Genomic DNA, 18,115 nt, shown 5'->3' with positions numbered 1-18,115 from the left:
CATACCGTCATCTATACTTTTTAGTACTTGTTTGCGAAAATCTAGTGAGTAAGTCATGGTCTTTATAGTAACAGTTGGGTTTGATAATTACTTTATAACACTTTTAGGTGGGATTAACTATATTCTAAAAATGAAGCTCAACATCTAAATATATCCCTAGAAAAGCTAAGCAATGTTCTGAAATTTTTAAAGACTGAAAATAATTACTTAAAGAAAGAATACAGAAATATAGATAATGAGTCTGAAAATAAGAACTATGCTTCTTATGAAGAGATAATGAACAAGATTGATGCAAATTCTACAGAAATATTAGACGTTCAGGAAAGAATTCAAGATATTTCAAATATCCTTCAAGTAGTTGAGAGTAGAAAAAATGGTTTAGAGAGAGTTATTGCTCATAAAAATGCTATATATAAAAATCAAGAATTTCGAAATATTTAGATTACCAAATTAAAAAATTTCATATTTGGTTTTATTTGAAGAAAATATAGGAACACCATGAACCATCTCACCGTCGGACAACGCACGCCTTTAAGCAACCTTGCTATTGACGAGACCGCACCAATCACGCTCAAGTTCACTCGCCAAAGCCCAATAGAGATGGACATCAGCTGCTTTGCCTTAGACGCAGAGGGCAAACTGATCAATGATGATTACATGGTGTTTTATAATCAGCCAACCTCGCCATGTGGGCAAATCAAGCTCACCCATTACGAGTCGCAGCCAACAGCGAATAAAGGCATTCAAGCCGACTTTGAGGTTAATTTATCCAAGCTGGCTAAAAGAGGCACGAGAGATAGGGCTGATAGCGAAATAAATTAGGATAGCATGTTTAACAAAAAAACCGCTCACAGCCTAAGTTGTGAGCGATTTTTGGTTAAATATTAGGGCAGTTACGATATTTTAAAGCGTAGGATAAGCCGTACGTAAAGCAGTCATGATCTGGTTCTTAGCGGCTTCATTATAAATAGCACAATCATCCTTCTCTGATTCTTTTAACCCCCCTAGACGAGCCTCGTTATAAGAAGCAGCATACACTTCATTATTATAGTTAACGACAGCGACTGATGAATCATCATCTTCATCGTTGACATCTTTTACTTCAGTAACCCAGGGAATACCTGCCCACGTACCTCTTTTGTCATTGCTAAAGTCTTTTATCGCTTGCTCAAAGCTTAAGTTAGGTAGTTTATAAGCAAGTTCGATAAAGTCGACATTGTTGCTACCGGTCAGTGCTTTTTTACAGCTAGCTCCACTGCTGAACACGCTTAATGAATTAGGTAAGTTGTTTAGTTTATTGATTACGCTATCAGGAATGTCATTATAGTAATCGTCATTATTTTCAAGGGCGAATACGCTACCTATTTTTTGACCACTTAGAGAAACATCGGTATAAGTGCCCGTTGATATAAATCCATTGCTCAGACTTTGGGTATAGTTGTTATTTACAAATACAGTATTAAGCTGTTCTATATTGAGATCTCCATCCGCCGTCACAAAGAATCTAAATTGAGGGCTGATCCCATTCGCCGTTAGCAAAAGCACGCTTTCAGCTTCGAAATCATCGTAATACTGTTTTAGGTACAATGATTTTTCAAGGGTATTAAGTGAGTTATTATTTTTAGTGCTTAAGGTAGTAAATGAGATATTCTCAAGTTCTGAATCAGCCTTGAGTCAGTTGCAAAGTCAAAACTATAACCGATCAACCCAGCTGTATTTTGTTCTACTGGAGGTTGGAATGACACATCTGGTATGACAGGTGTAGAAGTCACAGGAACAGGTGCTAACGGTAGCTCATCAAATACTCCGCCCATATCACTATTGTTTAGATCTATCTCACCATCATCGTCAGTACTATTTATTTCAATACAATTACCGTTATTGATTGAATAAGTGCCATTTTGTGCTAAGGCAGGAATTTGTATAGGGTTAAAACGAACAGAATACCCATAAGGTGATAAGGTTAAAGGGGTATTAAAAGGTACTTTGATGCTAAATTTACCTTTACTATCCGCATCGCCAGCACTAAAGAAACTGCCGCGTCCTTTCACTTGACCAGCAAAATCATCTTTTACATAAGGTTTTTTGGTTTTAGCATCAATTACACAGCCTTCTAAGATGGCATAATAATCTTTAATAGGAATGTCGAGATTCCACAGTGTGAAATGAGACACTTGTCCTTTATAGCTACCGTCTGTTTGACGAGTAGCAACGCCATCTTTTACCCAAACAGTTTGTTCTTCATCGTAATACCATAAAGGGATAGAAGGTAAGTTTTGGTCAGTTGTTACTTTAGGGTAGGTTAAAGTGGCCTGAGTGCCTTTTTTAAGGTTAAGCGCTGCGCCTGTAGCAGGGTCAGTGAGCTTGACATCAATGACGCCGACGGTGACCAGATCTGTCTGCTGACTGCCATCATCATTTTGCCCGGCAAAAGGCTGTGCAAAGGACTGTGCCCCTGCGATAGAGTCTGGATTGTAGTAGTTGGCAGCGATATTGACGGTACCTGTGTAGCTGCTGCCATCTGCTTTGACGATGCTATTTGCGGGGATGCTTATTTTAGCGCCTGATACTTGTAGCTCATTAACACCTGCATTAGTGGCAAAGGCGCTAGTAACTTGATCAGCAGTCAAGGTAATGTCTAATTTATGCGAGCGCTTAGGTGCTACTTTGAATTCACGCGCCATCGTTAGATAGCCGGTCTTACGTACTAAAACCACTGCATCAGACTCTGATTTATCTAAGCTCAAAGAATAAGTACCTGCGCTATCGGTAGTCACCGCACTTTTACCGATTTTGACTTCAGCACCTACCACAGGGCTACCATTACCATCTTTTATGGTGCCGCTGATACGCTGTTCTTGAATGTTGGTGTCAGGTTTACTGGGCTGAGTCACGGTATCATTGTCATCACCACAAGCGGTCAAGCTCAAAGTGGCAAACAATATACTGGCAGTAAGGGTATTAAATTTGGTCATAGAGGGGTCTCTTATATAAGCAATGCCTTGGTTTAATTTTGCATTCTAATGGTTGTGATTTCTGCGATTTATTGAAGAGAAATCTAACGAAATCAAGTTTGTAAAAAATGATTTGCTAACAGAGTGCGCTATAGGAATAGAATCTTTTGGTATGAATGGTTACTAATAAACATAAACCAGCAACAAATGAATTATGCCTTATAGTTGAACAATGTTCTAGTAATTAAAATAGATGCTATCTATTGTTTTGTTAATCATGAGCGGTGACATTGCGTAAGTTACAGATTGGAGGTTCCTCAGTGCGAAAGATGACAGAAAGATGCAAAAATAATATTGAGTGCAGTAAGTCTTTATTACATGCTTAGCTTTCTGTATAGATATATAGCTATCTCATTCAGAGATTTAGCGGTTTAACCTTTATCAAATATCAACCACTCAATATCAGCCAATGACATTACTTATATGAGCGAAAATAAAAAAGCCTTTTACTATCGACCAAAGACCAATCAACACAATAGCCCAGCAGTGCGTTGGGCATTTTTGCTATTGGGTTGGATGTTTTTTGTATTGGGGATTATTGGAGCTTTGCTACCCGTGATGCCAACCGCGCCTTTTATACTGCTAGCCGCAGGCTGCTGGGCGCGTAGCTCACGGCGCTTTCATTTTTGGCTTATTAATCACAAGTATTTTGGTAAATTTGTTCGCGACTGGGAAGAGCGCCGCGCCGTACCGCTGTATGCAAAATGTTTAGCAGTAATCATGATGACCATATCGACAGCGATGTTATTTTATCGTCTGCCAGCTGATGTGATGTGGATGGCATGGCTGGTAGCAGCGATTTGCACGGGAGTGGCGATATATTTGTTCCGTTTGCCAAATGCTTAAACTTATAGGTTAAATGCTTAAAATTTTTGTTAAATGTCTAAAAATAAAGCAAAAAAGGTTAAAAAATAACCAATCGTTGCGCTTTGTTACACTAAAGGTGAGATAAGGCTTGCGATACTGCGCTAGGCCACCTATAATACTTCCAAGCTTAAGAGCAGTTCTGCACCAAATCATTACCTCGTAGTATTAGTTATAATCCTTCGTTTTAATATTTATCGTTCAGTAGCTATTTGCAAGCGTTATCGGTCAATTAGGCCAAAAATAAATTAAATATCAGGATTATGACTATGTCAGACGTTCAAAAAGGTACAGTTAAGTGGTTCAACGAAGCTAAAGGCTTTGGTTTTATCGCTCCAGAAAACGGCGCAGACGTTTTTGCTCACTACAGCGAAATCTCTGGTTCAGGTTTCAAAACTTTGGCTGAAGGCCAAGAAGTTGAGTTCACTGTAACTCAAGGCCAAAAAGGCCCACAAGCACATAACATCGTTGCTATCTAATTTGTCTTTATAGACAACTAGCGCAAGATGAATAAAAAAAACGAGCCTTAGGGTTCGTTTTTTTTCGTCCATTAGTTATGTTTATCGCTTTTAATAAATGTATTAATAGCAGGATACTAAACAAAATCTTAAAACAACAATGCCGACGATTAATATTATAATTGTCGGCATTGTTGGTTATGGTGCTGAGTTAGTAGCTTTTTTAGAGTGAGGCTATACCAATATTAATCAAACCACCGCCTATCAGTAACCAAGCAAACATAATCGCACCAAGTATCAGCGGTTTAACGCCAGCTTGTTTAATAGCGCTCATATGCGTGGTTAAACCAAGGGCAAACATTGCCATGGTGAGGAGCACATCATCGAGCATGATCATGCTGTGTTCAAAGTTTGCGGTCATCGGCACCCACGTATGCAGTAACACCACTAAAATAAAGATAAAGGCAAACCATGGCACTTTGACTTGTTGCACGCGGCTGATGAATGAAGGTTTTTCACCATGGTCATTGCTGGTTTTGGTTAAAGCAAAGGATAAAATCAGCAAAAAAGGCGCGAGCATCATCACCCGTATCATTTTGGTAACGACCGCTGTGTTACCGACCTCGGTGCTAACGGCGTTACCAGCGACCACCACTTGCGCCACTTCATGAATGGTAGAACCGGTATAAATACCGTATTGCTGGGCATTTAGCCAAGGTTGTAGCCAGCCAAGCTGATATAAAAAAGGATATAGCAGCATGGCAATCGTACCAAAGACCACCACCGTGGCGACGGCAATAGTGACTTTATGGGCTTCGGCTTTGACCACGGGCTCTGCGGCAATCACCGCCGCCGCGCCGCAAATACTAGCACCAGAACCAATCAATAATGTCGTTTGCTTATCAACCTTGAGCCATCGGGTACCAAGCCAATAGGTGATTAAAAATGTTGAAGTCAGCACCAGCGCATCGGTCATTACCGCTGGCATACCAACGCTAGCAACTTGGGTCAAGGTCAGCTTAAAACCATAAAAAATAATGGCCAGACGTAAAATTTGACCTTTAGCAAAGTTAACACCTGCACCAAGTTGCTCAGAGAAACTTGGATAAAGCGTGTTACCCAGTAGCATTCCCAGCAAGATTGCCAGCGTCAACGATGACAGACCAACAATACGTCCATTTGACCACGTGTCCAAGCTTATATTTAGCCACAAACAAAATAAACTTCCAATCAGCACGACGATAAGCCCAAAAATATGGCGGTTATGCGGAAAGTAGTTATTCATAGTTTGTGCTATCGCGTTCATATCGTACGCATCCTATTAGTGTTTATCTATAATCGAAACAAGCATAAGCTTATGTCTAGACAGTATAAGTCAAGTCGATTTATAATAAAAACAGATTAATAAGATATAAACTATCGGTTTTTTAGGTAAATATATGATTTTAAGGTTTAGGCTTTGAAAAATTTATAGGGTGCATAAGAGGTCAGAGCAATTATGAAAAAAAACATACAGATGCTACCGAAGATTACCCTTAAGCAGTTATCGGTGTTTGTCAGTATTTATCAAACTGGTAGTACCAGCCGTGCTAGTGAAGAGCTGCATTTATCGCAGTCGGCGGTCAGTAGTGCGCTCACTGAGCTTGAGGCACGGTTGCAGATGCCGCTATTTGAGCGGGTTGGGCGCAGGCTGAATCAGCATCCAAATGCCCATCCTATTTATATACAGGCGCAAGCGATCTTGGGGCAAGCGTTGACCCTCGAGCATTATCATAAGCATCAAGCAGGGCAGATTCATATTGGCGCTAGCACGACTATTGGCAGTTATGTACTGCCGCCGCTACTGGCCAAACTATATGACGCGCTACCCGATGCCCATATCGATATGTATATTGCCAACACGCAGGAAGTGGTGGCGGAGGTTGAGCAATTAAATATCGATATTGCGCTTGTAGAGGGTATGCCGCGCCCGGCGGATATGAAAGCCATTGAGCAGCGCGCATGGCGCACTGATACCTTGATGGTATTTGCTAAATCTAACAGTAAGTGGCTGGCCGACATGATCTATGACGAGAAAGAAAATTGTTATGAGCTAAGCGCAGAACAATTAGCAAGGCTACCGCTATTGGTACGAGAAGCAGGTTCGGGGACGCGGCAAATTATCGATGAGCAATTATTGCAATACCTGCCCCATGCCGAGATTGTGATGGCGATTCAGCAGTCAGAAGCCATCAAACATATGGTCAGCGCCGATATTGGCCTTGGCTGTTTATCGCAATATGTCATTGAGGCAGAGCTTGCAGCAGGAAAGCTGGTGCAGGTTAAAGTTGCAGGTATCGATTTAGCGCGCACGTGGTGGCTGGTCTGGCATAAAGCCCGCCATCAAAGCCCCATTTGGCAAAGCTTTATTGATATTTTGATAGAAGATTAATTTTATCAGTGAACATAGAGGTATTAGCTAGAATATCTATGATTTCAATTAATAATAAAAAAGCGCAATGTCAGGCAATGCGCTTTTTTCAGTGAGATTTTTAAAAGTTTCAAATAACTTAGGTACGACATTAAGTCTATTCTTACCCTTATTTATCAACCGGTTTATCGAGTCTTACGACTAAACTATCGCAAGGGACGTTTGGCAAAATATTATCTGCGGTGGCGCCGCTAAGCCAAGCGGCGATACCATGGCGTTCGTGACGGCCGATGACCAATAAATCAACCTCATGCTTGTGGCAATAATTGACAATGCCTTCGCTATTAGAGATAGCTGTGGTTACTTCAGAGTTGACCGCATGCAAGTCATTGCGCTCCAAAAACTGCGCCAGTTTGGCACGTGCTTCTTGGCAACGTTCATCGTCTATTTCATCATATAAACTTGAGGCAGGCACCAGCTCATAGCCAAAGCCGACCATGGTATCTTTGACGATATGTAATACCGATAATTTGGCGTTCGGACGATTCTCAACGATACGTTTGGCCTTTTGGGCGACCACATCAGCATCGGACATCAAGTCAGTGACCAATAAAATATGTTCGTAACTCATGAGCGGCTCCTTATAACAGATGATTTTAACTATAGCACTACTACTGACTGCTGTTAAGTAGGCTTTGTTAAATCCATACTATCTTTATGATTTATTCTTGAAGCGTTATTATTTTTCTCCCTGCTCTATCTTGACTTATCAAGCCCTAAGCCCCATCTAATATCGTTAGGCAAATTCTTTTTAGCTGATAACTGCCATTCTATTGAAAGATTACCCATATATTTTTATAACAGTACTATTTTTATAAAAACCAAATTTATAAATATAACCAGTACAAGATAAAATCGGTACGTTAATAACCACGTGCGACTGGTATAAATTTTCCTTGCTTGCTGTTATCACAGAGGCTACGAAAAATTCATCCCAGTCGCACTGTATCTTTTTTAAAGTGAATTTATTATATAAACCTTCCCATTTTTGATTACTTATCCTGATATGCTTTATAAGTCATTGGCTAAGTGAGCAATTGACTAAAAAGTGATTGGGATAATCTATAAGGACAACTATGACTGACACGCCATTTACCGCTGATTTAACCCTGCATCCAGCGTTTGAGCTGCTTGAGCATCGCCACATTGAGGCATTATCAGTGGATGTGCTGATAAGCCAGCACGTCAAGACAGGCGCGATGCATTATCATTTGGCGCATCCAAGCGATGAAAATGCCTTTTTGGTCGGTTTTCGTACCCAGCCAATGGATTCAAAAGGTGAGGCGCATATTTTAGAGCACGTGGCTTTGTGTGGCTCTAAAAAATTCCCCGTTCGCGACCCGTTCTTCTCGATGATTAAGCGCTCGCTTAATACTTTTATGAATGCCATGACCGCTGCCGATTGGACAGCGTATCCGTATGCGACGCAAAATAAAAACGACTACTTTAATTTGCTTGCGGTGTATCTTGATGCGTCATTTTTCCCCAATATTCATCCGCTCGATTTTGCCCAAGAAGGCATCCGCGTTGAGTTAGACGAAAACGATAAACCGCATTTTAAAGGTATCGTTTTTAATGAGATGAAGGGTGCGATGAGCGGCGAGATTGACCAGTTATATCATACAGTCGCGCATCATTTGTTCCCAACGACGACCTATCACTATAATTCGGGCGGCGATCCTGCCGATATTCCTGATTTGACCCATGCCGAGTTGGTTGAATTTCATCAAAGCCATTATCACCCATCAAATAGCGTGATTATGAGCTTTGGTAATATCCCAGTCGCTGAAACGCAGGCGAAAATTCATGAAGATGCCTTGAGCCAGTTTGAAGCCGGCAAAAAACACGTCTCGCGTCCTGAAAAGCGTCTATCTGCGCCAATCAGCGCGGTTGACACGTATACGGCTGACGAAGCAGGACCGGATCAAACGCACCATGTGGTTGCATGGTTATTACCATCGATTACCGACCCCAAACAACGTTTGGCGCTGCGTCTACTAGAAGGCGTGTTGGTTGAGCATGCTGGCTCGCCGCTGCGTGCATATTTGGACAGCCATCCACTTGGTAAAGCACCAAGTCCGCTATTGGGACTCGATGACAGTCATTATGAAATGGTTTTTTATACTGGTCTGCGCGGCTCAAACCCTGAGCATGCCGAAGCGGTAGAGCAGGGCATTATGGATTTGCTTAAAGAGGTCGCGAGCAAACCGATTGACGATGAAACCATTGAAACCATTCTGCATCAAATCGAGATAGATCAGCGCCATATCGGCGGTGATAGCATGCCGTATGGTTTAAACCTTATGTTAGAGGGCTTTAGCACGGCGATTCATGATGGCAACCCTATCGATGTGTGGGAAGTTGACGAGCATTTGCAGTGGTTACGCGAGCAAGTAAAAGATGAACAGTGGTTACCGAATTTAATCAAAACCCATCTGCTTGATAATCAGCACCGCGTCCGTGTCACGTTGACGCCTGACAGCGAAAAATCTGCCCGTTTGGCAGCCGCTGAGCAAACCCGTCTTGATACCATTGCGATGGATTTGACCGCTGATGATAAAGCTATCTTGCATAAACAAGCGCTTGATTTGGCCGCGCGCCAAGCGACGCCTGATGATTTAAGCTTATTACCAAAAGTTGGCTTAGAAGACGTCCCAACCGACATTAGCTTTAAACAAGGCACACAAAAACGGGTAAATTTAAGCGGACAGGACAGCACCTTATTTGAATATGAGGCGGGTACCAATGGCCTGTATTATTACCAAGTGATTGTGCCGTTAACCGATGCGATTGGTAATCAGAACACCAGCGAGCTGCCAGTCAATGAAGTCATCAATCATCCATTACTGCCGATTTATTTAAGCTTGTTGTCTGAGCTTGGTACCGATTCGCTTAGTGCTCATGAGATGCAGGCCAAGCAAGCGGCGCATTCCTCAGGGGTGACGGCGCGTATCAGTCAACGTACCAATATCCATGATAGCCAAGCGATTAGCAGCTATTTTGTGGTGGCAACGCGCGCGCTAAATCGCAAACCAGAAGCGATTGATTTGCTTAAAGAGGTGATGGAGCATAGCGTCTTTAGCGAGCATGACCGTATCAAAGAGATCTTGCAGCAGCGCGCCGCCAGTTGGCAATCAAACCTTGCGAGCTCAGGGCATTCGTACGCGATGCAAACCGCTAGTCGCGGTATGAGCCGTCAAGCGCAGCTAGAATATGTCCGCAGCGGCCTGCCAGCATTAAACGCGCTAAAAGACTTTTTAGCTCATGCAAGTATTGACGATGCGCAGTGGGATAAGCTTGCAAGCAGTTTGATGGATTTGCATCAGCGCTTAATTAGCTTACCTAAGCACGCGATTATCATTTGTGAAGCTGAGCAAACCCAGCGCTTAAGCAGCTTAATCGTCGATAGCTGGAAAGACAGCCAAGCAGCAAGAATTGCTGAAAAATTAACAAATTCTGATGCGGCTATTGAAGACAATATCCCAAGCGAGTTTACCGATTTAAAACTGGCTGCGGCGTTAAATGGCGAAAAAGATGCGGTTAAAGCAATAGAGAGTGGTGTGGCGCTCGATGTTGACGATTTAGCATGGCTAGTTCCAACCAACGTCTATCACAATGCCAGTGCTTATACGGTGCCAGCAGCTGACCATCCTGATACAGCAGCTTTAATGGTATTAGCGCCGTATTTACGTAATGGCTACTTGCATAGTGCCATTCGTGAGCGCGGCGGTGCTTATGGCGGCGGTGCGGGTTACGATGCCAATGCCTGCGCCTTTAAGTTCTTTAGCTACCGCGACCCGCAGTGCGCTGAGACCTTTGCCCACTTTGAAGCCAGTATCGAGTGGTTATTAAATGAGCCGCAAACCGATGAGCAATTAGAAGAAGCCATCTTAGGTATTATCTCAGGCATGGATAAACCAGGCTCACCAGCTGGCGAGGCCATCAAAGCCTGCTTTGCTAATTTGCATCACCGCGGCGTCGACTGGCAGCGTAAAATGCGCGCGGCAATCTTAGCCGTGACCGTTGCTGACTTGCAGCGCGTGGCCAAGCAATATTTGCAAGGACAAAAACACGTGCGTGCGGTCCTTGCGCCTTATGATAAAGAAGAAAAAGTGAAAGAGTTAGGCTTTAAGGTTTGTAAAATTAAAAGCTAATAGCTCAAAATCTTATGATTTAATGGTTGTGTAAAAAAACCGCCGCTTTCACTGTTTGAAGGCGGCGGTTTTTATTTCCGGGCAGTATTTGGAAAGGTTTATCCTTTAGACAATCACTTCTTGATGAGATAATTTGCCAGCGCCTTATAAGCGGGTAATGAGGTAGGGTCATTCTTACCATTACTGGCTTCGGGGTGGGAAGCAAAACGGACGATAACCATATCAGCGGCTGGGTCAACATAGATGGTTTGTCCATGGACGCCGCGGGCCGCATAGATGGGCGTAGGGTTATTAAACAACCACCACATGCTTTTATAACTGCCGTTTTTAAGTTGATCATAACCCGCTTTGGCAAATACCTTTTTGTCGCCGCCTGCTTCGATGCTATCAACGACCGCGGCTGGGAATAAACGCTGACCGTTTATCTCGCCTTTATTGAGCATTAAGCTACCAATGCGCGCCATGTCGTGTAAACCTGCACTGATACCGCCACCAGCAAACGGTGTACCTTTAGCATCAACGGTCATATAAGCACTTTGTTCAGCGCCGATTTTTTGCCAAATACGCTCTGAGAGCAAATCATCGACCGCTTTACCCGTCGTGCGCGAGATAATCCAGCCAAGCGCGTCACTATTGATGGTGCGATAATTAAATTCTGCGCCATGTTGACCTTTTTTCTTAACCGTTTGTAGGTATTCAAAATAACCGTTAGGTCCCGTGTAGTCATCAGGTTTGGGTAGTGGGCTTGCCGCTTCTGAGTACTGCCAGATATCGGCATCAGGGTCGGCATAGTCTTCGCTATAATCGAGCGCTGTGGTCATATCCATCACTTGGCGAACAGTGGCATCTCCAAATCCGCTGTTTTTTAATTCTGGAATAATGGCGCCAACCAATGCGTTATCATCGAGCTTACCTTCAGCAACGAGAATCTCTGCTAACAGCCCAGTCAATGATTTGGTCATCGACATCGCCGCATGCTTGCCAAGCTCATTCAGGCAGCCGTTTTGACGCTCATAAACGACCTTGCCATGATGCATGACCATGATGCCGTCGGTATAATTGGCATCCAGCGATTGCTTCCATGTCATCGGGCGCTTACTGCCAAGGGGCGTAAAGGTGAGATTATCGATGTTTTTATCCAAGGCATAATCAAGTTTGGACGGCGCACCGATACCGCGACTGACCTCAGTGGTCGGCATTAGCTCGCGGATATGACAAACTGTCCAGCGTAGCTTTGGAAAACTAAAAAAATCTGAGGAGGGCTGAGCGATGAGTTTGTCTTTGGCCGGCGGAAAGCCTTGCATCCAGCCAAGGGTTTGTGGGTCTGATTGCTGGGCGGTCAACCGCGCGTCGTCGGCATGGCTTGGCGTACTAACGAGAGCCATGGCAAAGGTCAGCGGCAGTAGGGGTAGGGCGCGTTGTAACAATGGCAGCATGGCATCCTCGTAAATAAATCTTACAGTTGACGTCAGACAAAAAAACCGTCGATAAGAATTGAGGATAATTGTTAACGGCGGTTTTTACTACTTGCTTTTGTAAGTGCCTGCTTTTGTAAGAGATTAGCATCAAACGCCTTTTATTAGTAGCGTTTGATGCTTTGGTCTTTGCCAATCATATCTTGATGAATGGGAAAATCCTCATGGTTATCGAACTGTTTGCGGTCGGCAAAGTAGCTTTTTAACGTACGGCGCACCGCTTCAAAAGCAAGTTTATCCCACGGAATGTCTTCTTCAGCAAATAACGCGCAGTCCAGACTTTCTGAACCAATGCCATAGGCACCGTCTTTTAGCTCAGTGATATAGATACTGTAAATTTGCCCGATATCAGGAATGTCATATAAGCAATATAAATGCGGGTTAGTGACCACGGCCTCTGCTTCTTCAAAGCTTTCTCTCGCCGCACCTTCTGCCATGGTTTCGCCATTTTCCATAAATCCCGCTGGCAGTGTCCATAAGCCATATTGCGGTTCAATCGCCCGGCGGCACAGCAGCACTCTATTTTTATGCACCACTAGTGAGCCGCAAATGACCTTTGGGTTTTCGTAATGAATATAACCGCAATGTGGGCATACCAAGCGCGGCATATTATCTGTGGCTGGTATTTTGCGTTCTGCTTCATGGCCGCATTGTAGACAATAGCGCATATCAACTGCCTTATGTAATATAAACGGGAGAGGAGAAAAGGTTATCGGACTTTTAAGAATTATAATTCTTGTTTTACAACATAGTATGACGTTAGCTTGTTAGAGGTGGTCCTAACGGTTAAGCCTAAGATAACACAAATTCTCATGACACTGGCGATGATAATAAAAAGCACACATTTTTAAGTAGTAGCTTCCTACTGCGCTTGCGATTTGTAAATTGAGTAAATAACGGCATTGATGCGCCTCATGGCGACACCAACGACAGCAGTTCAGACTGGTCACATAAAGTATATGCAGACGTCGTCAGATTGCGCTAGGCTAGACTGATAACAGATGTTAAAAACTTAAAGGTGTTAAAAGGGTTATTACCAATAACGCGGATAATGGCGACCGCGACCGATATTGTTATAAATGAGGGCAACGGCTACTAAGGCCAGCGCGCCTATCAAAGTCGGGGTGATTAAAAAATGCCAATTGACGCCGCCAAGCATCACGATTAATGGGTTAGAGCCAGCCGGTGGATGCGGTACGCGCAGCAATAACATCAGCGCAATTGCCGTACCAACCGCAAGCGATAAGCTCCACCACTCGGTACCAAATAAGGTCAAAAATGATAGACCAGTAAAAGTGGTGATAAGATGACCGCCAACGATGTTTCTAGGCTGGGCAAAGGGGCTCTCTGGATAAGCGAAAATAAGCAAACAGCTGGCACCAAATGAGCCCAAAATCATGGCGACATTCTGCCAACTGCCTAGGAGCGCCAATATGGCAGTCGCAAAGGTGCCGCCAACCCAAGCTAGGGCAATGATGACCAATGGCAGTCTTTGGGGGCAAGCATCGATTTTGCCCTGCATCTTATTTAATGAGAAAATCTTATCCACGAACCTTTCCTAAAATAGATAAATGATAAGTTAAAGAACAACAAGTTAAACAATGAGCAAATTGAAGTAAATAAGTTATGTTTAAGGTGAGGCGTTTATAAAAGTTGTTTTTTAAAGTTGCTTATCCCGTCGTCACCTTTAACGTTGGAACTTTTGCACGTTTAATTTTTAATACCGATATTTAATTGAATAAACGTTTTATACTGATAAAAATATAGGGCAATTACAATGTTACTCCCCCCACAGTCTGTAGATCTCGATGAGCTTGCAGTCGCTGTACCAGACTTTATTCGTTATCCCACCATTAGACAATTGGCTGAACGGGTGCAGCATGAGACCTTAAATGCCGTCACCAGTCCTGCGCTGTACGATGCTAATAACACGTCTCTTAGCGAGCGCATATTAGATAGCCTCTATCAGACGCCGATTGCTGATGCCTCGGTGTTGGTTGCTATCACCCATGAGCGCCATCCCAAACTGCTACTGACGCGCCGCGCCGCCCATATGAATAGCCATGCTGATGAAGTCTCCTGCGCGGGCGGCAAACATGAAGCTGGCGATGGCAATAATGTCGTCACCGCACTGCGTGAAGCCTGCGAGGAGACCGCATTGCCGCCCAATAAAGTCCAGCTACTTGGTCAACTGCCGATACAAACCTCCAAAAGCGGCATGAGTGTGCGGCCAATTGTGGCGCTCATTGCACCAGATTTATTGCTAGTGCCTGAGCTTGCTGAAATCTCACGTATCTTTTGGGCAGATTTTGAAACCTTGCTGACGCAGCCTACCGTAGAGTATGCAGTCGAATATACGATGCAAAATCAGACCGCGACCATCCTGACACCCAGCTGGCAAGTGGATGGCGAGACAATATGGGGTCTGACAGGACGCGTTATCGCCAGCTTGTTAGAAACGGGCTTTGATCGGCAGCTTGAGTGGTATTACCGCATCCAAGATACACGTAATTAGCGTGTAGGCGGTTAGGGTTAAAGGTTAAGATATCTAAAATCTAAAATAGAACCATTCTCTCGTCAAAGCCAAGCGCGTCTTTTGCGGATTTATTATAGTTATTGTAGACGGCGTTGATAATGGTTTGACATATTCTATTTACTACTAAAAATATTCGACTTATGCGTTCTAGTTATGGTTTATAAAATTTCATAGTATTATTTGTTATAAATTTAATTAACTTTGAGTGGTTTTTCTCCTTTTATTATTTTGCATTTCTCATCTTTATTTATAATAGTCATCGTTTTTCTTTAGCCACCAGTTCATATTGTCTTGGCGTTTGGCACGGAAGGCTTCTAATTTCTCTGCCATGCTTTGATTGTGCTGGCGCGCGGTATCGAGGGCAAAAAGAATCGGCACCGAGGATAAAACGCCAAAGCGAAACTTTGATTTTGGTAACCCCAGCCCATCGCCAATATCATCGCCAACCAAGGTGCGGGTCACACTGGCATTGACCATTTCAACAAAACGCCCACGCCGATTGTCCTCGCCCATCAGCTGACGCGGTAAATCGTGCAGCGCTTTGGCTAGTGGCTGGCCCATTTTAAAATCTAACTGCTGAATCGATAAATAGGTGTAGAGCCACTCCCAGCAAGCGGCTTCATCTTTTGGCAGACGCTGTAAGTCAACGCCCATCCAGTAACTGGCAAGGTTCCATAGATGCAGGATACCTTCGGCTTCCTCGCTGCTAATACGGGCGCCAAGCAGCCGTAACCCGCGCATAATTAACAACGAAAACTGCAGGTGGGTGGCAATCATATCGGTTTGATTGATAGGAATACCCCAATAGTCCGTATTCCAACTGCCATCTGGATGATGGTGCTGGTCGGCATTGGATATGACATCCTTAGCAGCTTTGCCTTTACTTTTAAGCAGATTTTGCCGTACGAGGGTATGAATTTGCCGCACTTGGATGGATTGCCGCCAGCCTTCTGAGCCAATCGCCAATACCTGCTCAATCGGTTGACGGTTATTGTAAGAGCTAGAATTTAGTTGTGGGTGTTCAGAGACGGCTAAAATATAGGCATACGTACGCATCAAACGTGGTAGGGCGTCGTGCATCAAGGCGCCCGTTTGGATAAGCGGCAAGGATAGGGCAGGGATGCTATAACCGGCCATTAGTGCGACATTGCGCAATAGCCAAATCAGCATCAGCGGATAACGGCGATAAGCGATGGCGCCGATTTGCGCAAGTTTGGGATCAAACCAAGTAGGATGGCTACTAAATTGCTCGGTTAAGGCATTAAATGCAGGGTTGTGTAAGAGTGTATCGTCTATTTTTTTATGGAGAATACATTGCTGTAAGGGTTTGGCAAAACGTATACCATCTGCCGCTAACGCATCCGCTAATGGGTCGCTAATATCGTAACCAGCTACCATCTCCACTAACAAATCTTGCGAGATAACAAAGCCTTTTGGCAATAAATAACGCTTAATACGCTTTAAAACTTGCAAATCACTATGGTCGTCAATCGCCGTCGTACGACCATGCCGCTGATAAGCGTTAAGTGTCCGATGAGTGTCAGGCGCTTGACGGAAGCTATTATCTTGCCGAGCGCTGCTACCATTTATTTTAGCGTTTTTTTTGGTGATATCGATGTTATCCATATTTATTAGCCACTCTATACCGTCAGGCTTTTATTAACCAATTTTAAGCGTTTTAAGCGACTTAACTTTAAAGCTAAAATCGCTCAAGCATTTATTATGAATGATGGGTTAAGTCTACAGAGGTATTGTTGACATCTTCTTTTAAGGTGGCTTTTAACATCAAGTAACCCGCTATACCCGATACGATGGAACCCATAATGATGCCCAAACGCTCGTCAAATAAAGGCGTCGCGCCGCCAAAGGCAAGGCCACCAATAAACAGGCTCATGGTAAAACCAACGCCGCAAAGTAAGGCTGCGCCGTAGATTTGCTTAAAAGTCATGCCCTTTGGCATGGTAGAAATACCCAATTTGAAAATTAACCAGCACATTATCATGACGCCCATTTGTTTACCGATAAAGAGTCCGGCAGCAATGCCCAGCGGCACGGAGTGAAATAGCTCCGCAAAGCCTGCGCCTTTGAGCGATATGCCCGCGTTGGCAAAGGCAAATAGTGGCAAAATTCCATAAGACACGGTGTTTTGTAAGTCGTGCTCAAGCTCTTCAAGCGGCGAGTGTTCAGGATCAGTGCGATCAAATAAAGGGATAAATAACGCCAGTACCACCCCAGCTAAGGTCGCGTGAATGCCAGATTTGAGCACGGCAATCCACATAATGACCCCGATGAGCAGGTAAGGGGTAATGCTGGTGACGTTACGGCGGTTGAGCAAATATAAGAATGGCAAACACAAAGCCGCGATAGCCAATGAGCTAAGCGACAACTCACTGGTATAAAATAACGCAATGATTAAGATGGCGCCAATATCATCAAAAATAGCAATGGACACCAAAAACACCTTTAGCGAGTTTGGCACGCGATTGCCCAATAAGCTTAGGATACCAAGAGCAAAAGCGATATCGGTCGCAGCAGGAATGGCCCAACCTTTCCAAAATTCAGGTTCATTATGGTTAAAAATCAGGTAGACGATAGCGGGCATAATCATGCCGCCCAATGCCGCGCCAGCTGGTAAGATAATTTGCTTAACGTTGGACAGCTCACCGATGAGCACTTCGCGCTTAAGCTCAAGACCCACCAAAAAAAAGAACACTGCCATCAAACCGTCATTGATCCAATGGTGCGCGTCTTTTGCAATCGCAAAACCACCGATTTGAATGGCAACGGGCGCGTGAATAAAGGATTCATACCAAGTACTAAGAGGACTATTGGCAATAATCATTGCCGCGATCGCTGCCAGCGCTAAGACAATCCCGCCCGACGCCTCGAGGTTAAAAAATGCTCTAATTCTTTGTATTGCCATATCATCCTCATTGACTCAATAAAACGTGCTAAATCATGCAAAAACTTCAAATACCTATGCTGCTTTGGCCTGCTTAAGTTCATGTGGTTTAGCGATAGACCATCAACCATCAACCTTATGAAGGCAGCAATTGTCGTTAAAGATGACGTAGCAGATAGATGACCCTAGTTTCTCATAAACTTATTCATATAAACAATTAAATACGTTAAGCAGTTGCGTGC

At 43.7% G+C, this 18,115-nt stretch carries 16 protein-coding genes; 7 read left to right on the top strand and 9 right to left on the bottom strand.

The window, feature by feature from the left end; translation table 11 throughout:
• The first annotated feature begins 276 nt into the window (after nucleotides 1-276).
• Both B4240_RS08405 and B4240_RS08400 read left to right on the top strand, forming a co-directional pair.
• The gene (locus B4240_RS08405) at nucleotides 277-441 is read left to right on the top strand and encodes a hypothetical protein (protein WP_296238267.1); all 165 of its coding nucleotides are present in this window, start codon (nucleotides 277-279) and stop codon (nucleotides 439-441) included.
• 57 nt (nucleotides 442-498) lie between these two features.
• Nucleotides 499-822: a TerD family protein gene (locus tag B4240_RS08400; RefSeq protein ID WP_296238266.1), complete on the top strand. Its 324-nt coding sequence runs from the start codon at nucleotides 499-501 to the stop codon at nucleotides 820-822.
• Between the two features lie 81 nt (nucleotides 823-903).
• Here the strand turns inward: B4240_RS08400 and B4240_RS08395 are convergent, their stop codons facing one another.
• Both B4240_RS08395 and B4240_RS08390 read right to left on the bottom strand, forming a co-directional pair.
• Nucleotides 904-1,497, bottom strand: a complete 594-nt coding sequence (locus B4240_RS08395; protein ID WP_296238264.1) for a hypothetical protein — start codon at nucleotides 1,495-1,497, stop codon at nucleotides 904-906.
• A 131-nt stretch (nucleotides 1,498-1,628) separates the two neighbouring features.
• Entirely contained in the window at nucleotides 1,629-2,975 is a 1,347-nt protein-coding gene (locus tag B4240_RS08390; protein WP_296238262.1) for a carboxypeptidase-like regulatory domain-containing protein, read from the bottom strand.
• Between the two features lie 462 nt (nucleotides 2,976-3,437).
• Here B4240_RS08390 and B4240_RS08385 point away from each other — a divergent pair, with 462 nt between their 5' ends.
• Nucleotides 3,438-3,860: a YbaN family protein gene (locus B4240_RS08385; protein ID WP_296238260.1), complete on the top strand. Its 423-nt coding sequence runs from the start codon at nucleotides 3,438-3,440 to the stop codon at nucleotides 3,858-3,860.
• Between the two features lie 287 nt (nucleotides 3,861-4,147).
• Nucleotides 4,148-4,357, top strand: coding sequence for a transcription antiterminator/RNA stability regulator CspE (cspE, locus tag B4240_RS08380; protein WP_025644841.1), 210 nt, complete (start codon nucleotides 4,148-4,150; stop codon nucleotides 4,355-4,357).
• Nucleotides 4,358-4,559: 202 nt separating this feature from the next.
• Here the strand turns inward: cspE and B4240_RS08375 are convergent, their stop codons facing one another.
• Nucleotides 4,560-5,642 (bottom strand): YeiH family protein, encoded by a 1,083-nt coding sequence (locus tag B4240_RS08375; RefSeq protein WP_296238257.1) that lies wholly within the window; start codon nucleotides 5,640-5,642, stop codon nucleotides 4,560-4,562.
• A gap of 192 nt (nucleotides 5,643-5,834) precedes the next feature.
• Between B4240_RS08375 and B4240_RS08370 the strand changes: the two genes are divergently transcribed.
• The gene (locus B4240_RS08370; protein ID WP_296238255.1) at nucleotides 5,835-6,767 is read left to right on the top strand and encodes a LysR substrate-binding domain-containing protein; all 933 of its coding nucleotides are present in this window, start codon (nucleotides 5,835-5,837) and stop codon (nucleotides 6,765-6,767) included.
• A 148-nt stretch (nucleotides 6,768-6,915) separates the two neighbouring features.
• On the opposite strand, the gene B4240_RS08365 is transcribed toward B4240_RS08370, so the two are convergent.
• Nucleotides 6,916-7,377, bottom strand: a complete 462-nt coding sequence (locus B4240_RS08365) for a universal stress protein (protein WP_296238253.1) — start codon at nucleotides 7,375-7,377, stop codon at nucleotides 6,916-6,918.
• Nucleotides 7,378-7,882: 505 nt separating this feature from the next.
• On the opposite strand from B4240_RS08365, the gene B4240_RS08360 reads away from it, so the two are divergent.
• Nucleotides 7,883-10,960 carry an insulinase family protein gene (locus B4240_RS08360; protein WP_296238251.1) on the top strand — a complete coding sequence of 1,026 codons (3,078 nt, stop codon included), beginning with the start codon at nucleotides 7,883-7,885 and terminating at the stop codon, nucleotides 10,958-10,960.
• Between the two features lie 113 nt (nucleotides 10,961-11,073).
• On the opposite strand, the gene B4240_RS08355 is transcribed toward B4240_RS08360, so the two are convergent.
• The 3 genes from B4240_RS08355 to B4240_RS08345 form a co-directional block, all read right to left on the bottom strand.
• On the bottom strand, nucleotides 11,074-12,396 hold the full coding sequence (locus B4240_RS08355; RefSeq protein WP_296238250.1) for a serine hydrolase domain-containing protein: 1,323 nt from the start codon (nucleotides 12,394-12,396) through the stop codon (nucleotides 11,074-11,076).
• A 143-nt stretch (nucleotides 12,397-12,539) separates the two neighbouring features.
• Complete coding sequence (locus tag B4240_RS08350; RefSeq protein WP_296238248.1) at nucleotides 12,540-13,103, bottom strand: NUDIX hydrolase; 564 nt, start codon at nucleotides 13,101-13,103, stop codon at nucleotides 12,540-12,542.
• Nucleotides 13,104-13,468: 365 nt separating this feature from the next.
• Nucleotides 13,469-13,984, bottom strand: coding sequence for an HPP family protein (locus B4240_RS08345; RefSeq protein ID WP_296238246.1), 516 nt, complete (start codon nucleotides 13,982-13,984; stop codon nucleotides 13,469-13,471).
• Between the two features lie 228 nt (nucleotides 13,985-14,212).
• Here B4240_RS08345 and B4240_RS08340 point away from each other — a divergent pair, with 228 nt between their 5' ends.
• Complete coding sequence (locus B4240_RS08340) at nucleotides 14,213-14,950, top strand: NUDIX hydrolase (protein WP_296238244.1); 738 nt, start codon at nucleotides 14,213-14,215, stop codon at nucleotides 14,948-14,950.
• Between the two features lie 264 nt (nucleotides 14,951-15,214).
• Here the strand turns inward: B4240_RS08340 and B4240_RS08335 are convergent, their stop codons facing one another.
• Nucleotides 15,215-16,597, bottom strand: coding sequence for an oxygenase MpaB family protein (locus B4240_RS08335; RefSeq protein ID WP_296238243.1), 1,383 nt, complete (start codon nucleotides 16,595-16,597; stop codon nucleotides 15,215-15,217).
• 94 nt (nucleotides 16,598-16,691) lie between these two features.
• Complete coding sequence (gene nhaA / locus B4240_RS08330; protein WP_296238241.1) at nucleotides 16,692-17,894, bottom strand: Na+/H+ antiporter NhaA; 1,203 nt, start codon at nucleotides 17,892-17,894, stop codon at nucleotides 16,692-16,694.
• Nucleotides 17,895-18,115 lie beyond the last annotated feature (221 nt).

The organism is Psychrobacter sp. UBA5136, from assembly GCF_002414005.1.
Lineage (GTDB): Bacteria > Pseudomonadota > Gammaproteobacteria > Pseudomonadales > Moraxellaceae > Psychrobacter.
Note: the sequence above shows the minus strand (reverse complement) of the source record. Positions and strands in the feature narration are given on the sequence as shown.

Coding starts and splice junctions, on each gene's coding strand:
- B4240_RS08405 (WP_296238267.1), top strand. CDS start 277: ATGAACAAGATTGATGCAAATTCTACAGAAATATTAGACGTTCAGGAA.
- B4240_RS08400 (WP_296238266.1), top strand. CDS start 499: ATGAACCATCTCACCGTCGGACAACGCACGCCTTTAAGCAACCTTGCT.
- B4240_RS08390 (WP_296238262.1), bottom strand. CDS start 2,975: ATGACCAAATTTAATACCCTTACTGCCAGTATATTGTTTGCCACTTTG.
- B4240_RS08385 (WP_296238260.1), top strand. CDS start 3,438: ATGAGCGAAAATAAAAAAGCCTTTTACTATCGACCAAAGACCAATCAA.
- cspE (WP_025644841.1), top strand. CDS start 4,148: ATGTCAGACGTTCAAAAAGGTACAGTTAAGTGGTTCAACGAAGCTAAA.
- B4240_RS08375 (WP_296238257.1), bottom strand. CDS start 5,642: ATGAACGCGATAGCACAAACTATGAATAACTACTTTCCGCATAACCGC.
- B4240_RS08370 (WP_296238255.1), top strand. CDS start 5,835: ATGAAAAAAAACATACAGATGCTACCGAAGATTACCCTTAAGCAGTTA.
- B4240_RS08365 (WP_296238253.1), bottom strand. CDS start 7,377: ATGAGTTACGAACATATTTTATTGGTCACTGACTTGATGTCCGATGCT.
- B4240_RS08360 (WP_296238251.1), top strand. CDS start 7,883: ATGACTGACACGCCATTTACCGCTGATTTAACCCTGCATCCAGCGTTT.
- B4240_RS08355 (WP_296238250.1), bottom strand. CDS start 12,396: ATGCTGCCATTGTTACAACGCGCCCTACCCCTACTGCCGCTGACCTTT.
- B4240_RS08350 (WP_296238248.1), bottom strand. CDS start 13,103: ATGCGCTATTGTCTACAATGCGGCCATGAAGCAGAACGCAAAATACCA.
- B4240_RS08340 (WP_296238244.1), top strand. CDS start 14,213: ATGTTACTCCCCCCACAGTCTGTAGATCTCGATGAGCTTGCAGTCGCT.
- B4240_RS08335 (WP_296238243.1), bottom strand. CDS start 16,597: ATGGATAACATCGATATCACCAAAAAAAACGCTAAAATAAATGGTAGC.
- nhaA (WP_296238241.1), bottom strand. CDS start 17,894: ATGGCAATACAAAGAATTAGAGCATTTTTTAACCTCGAGGCGTCGGGC.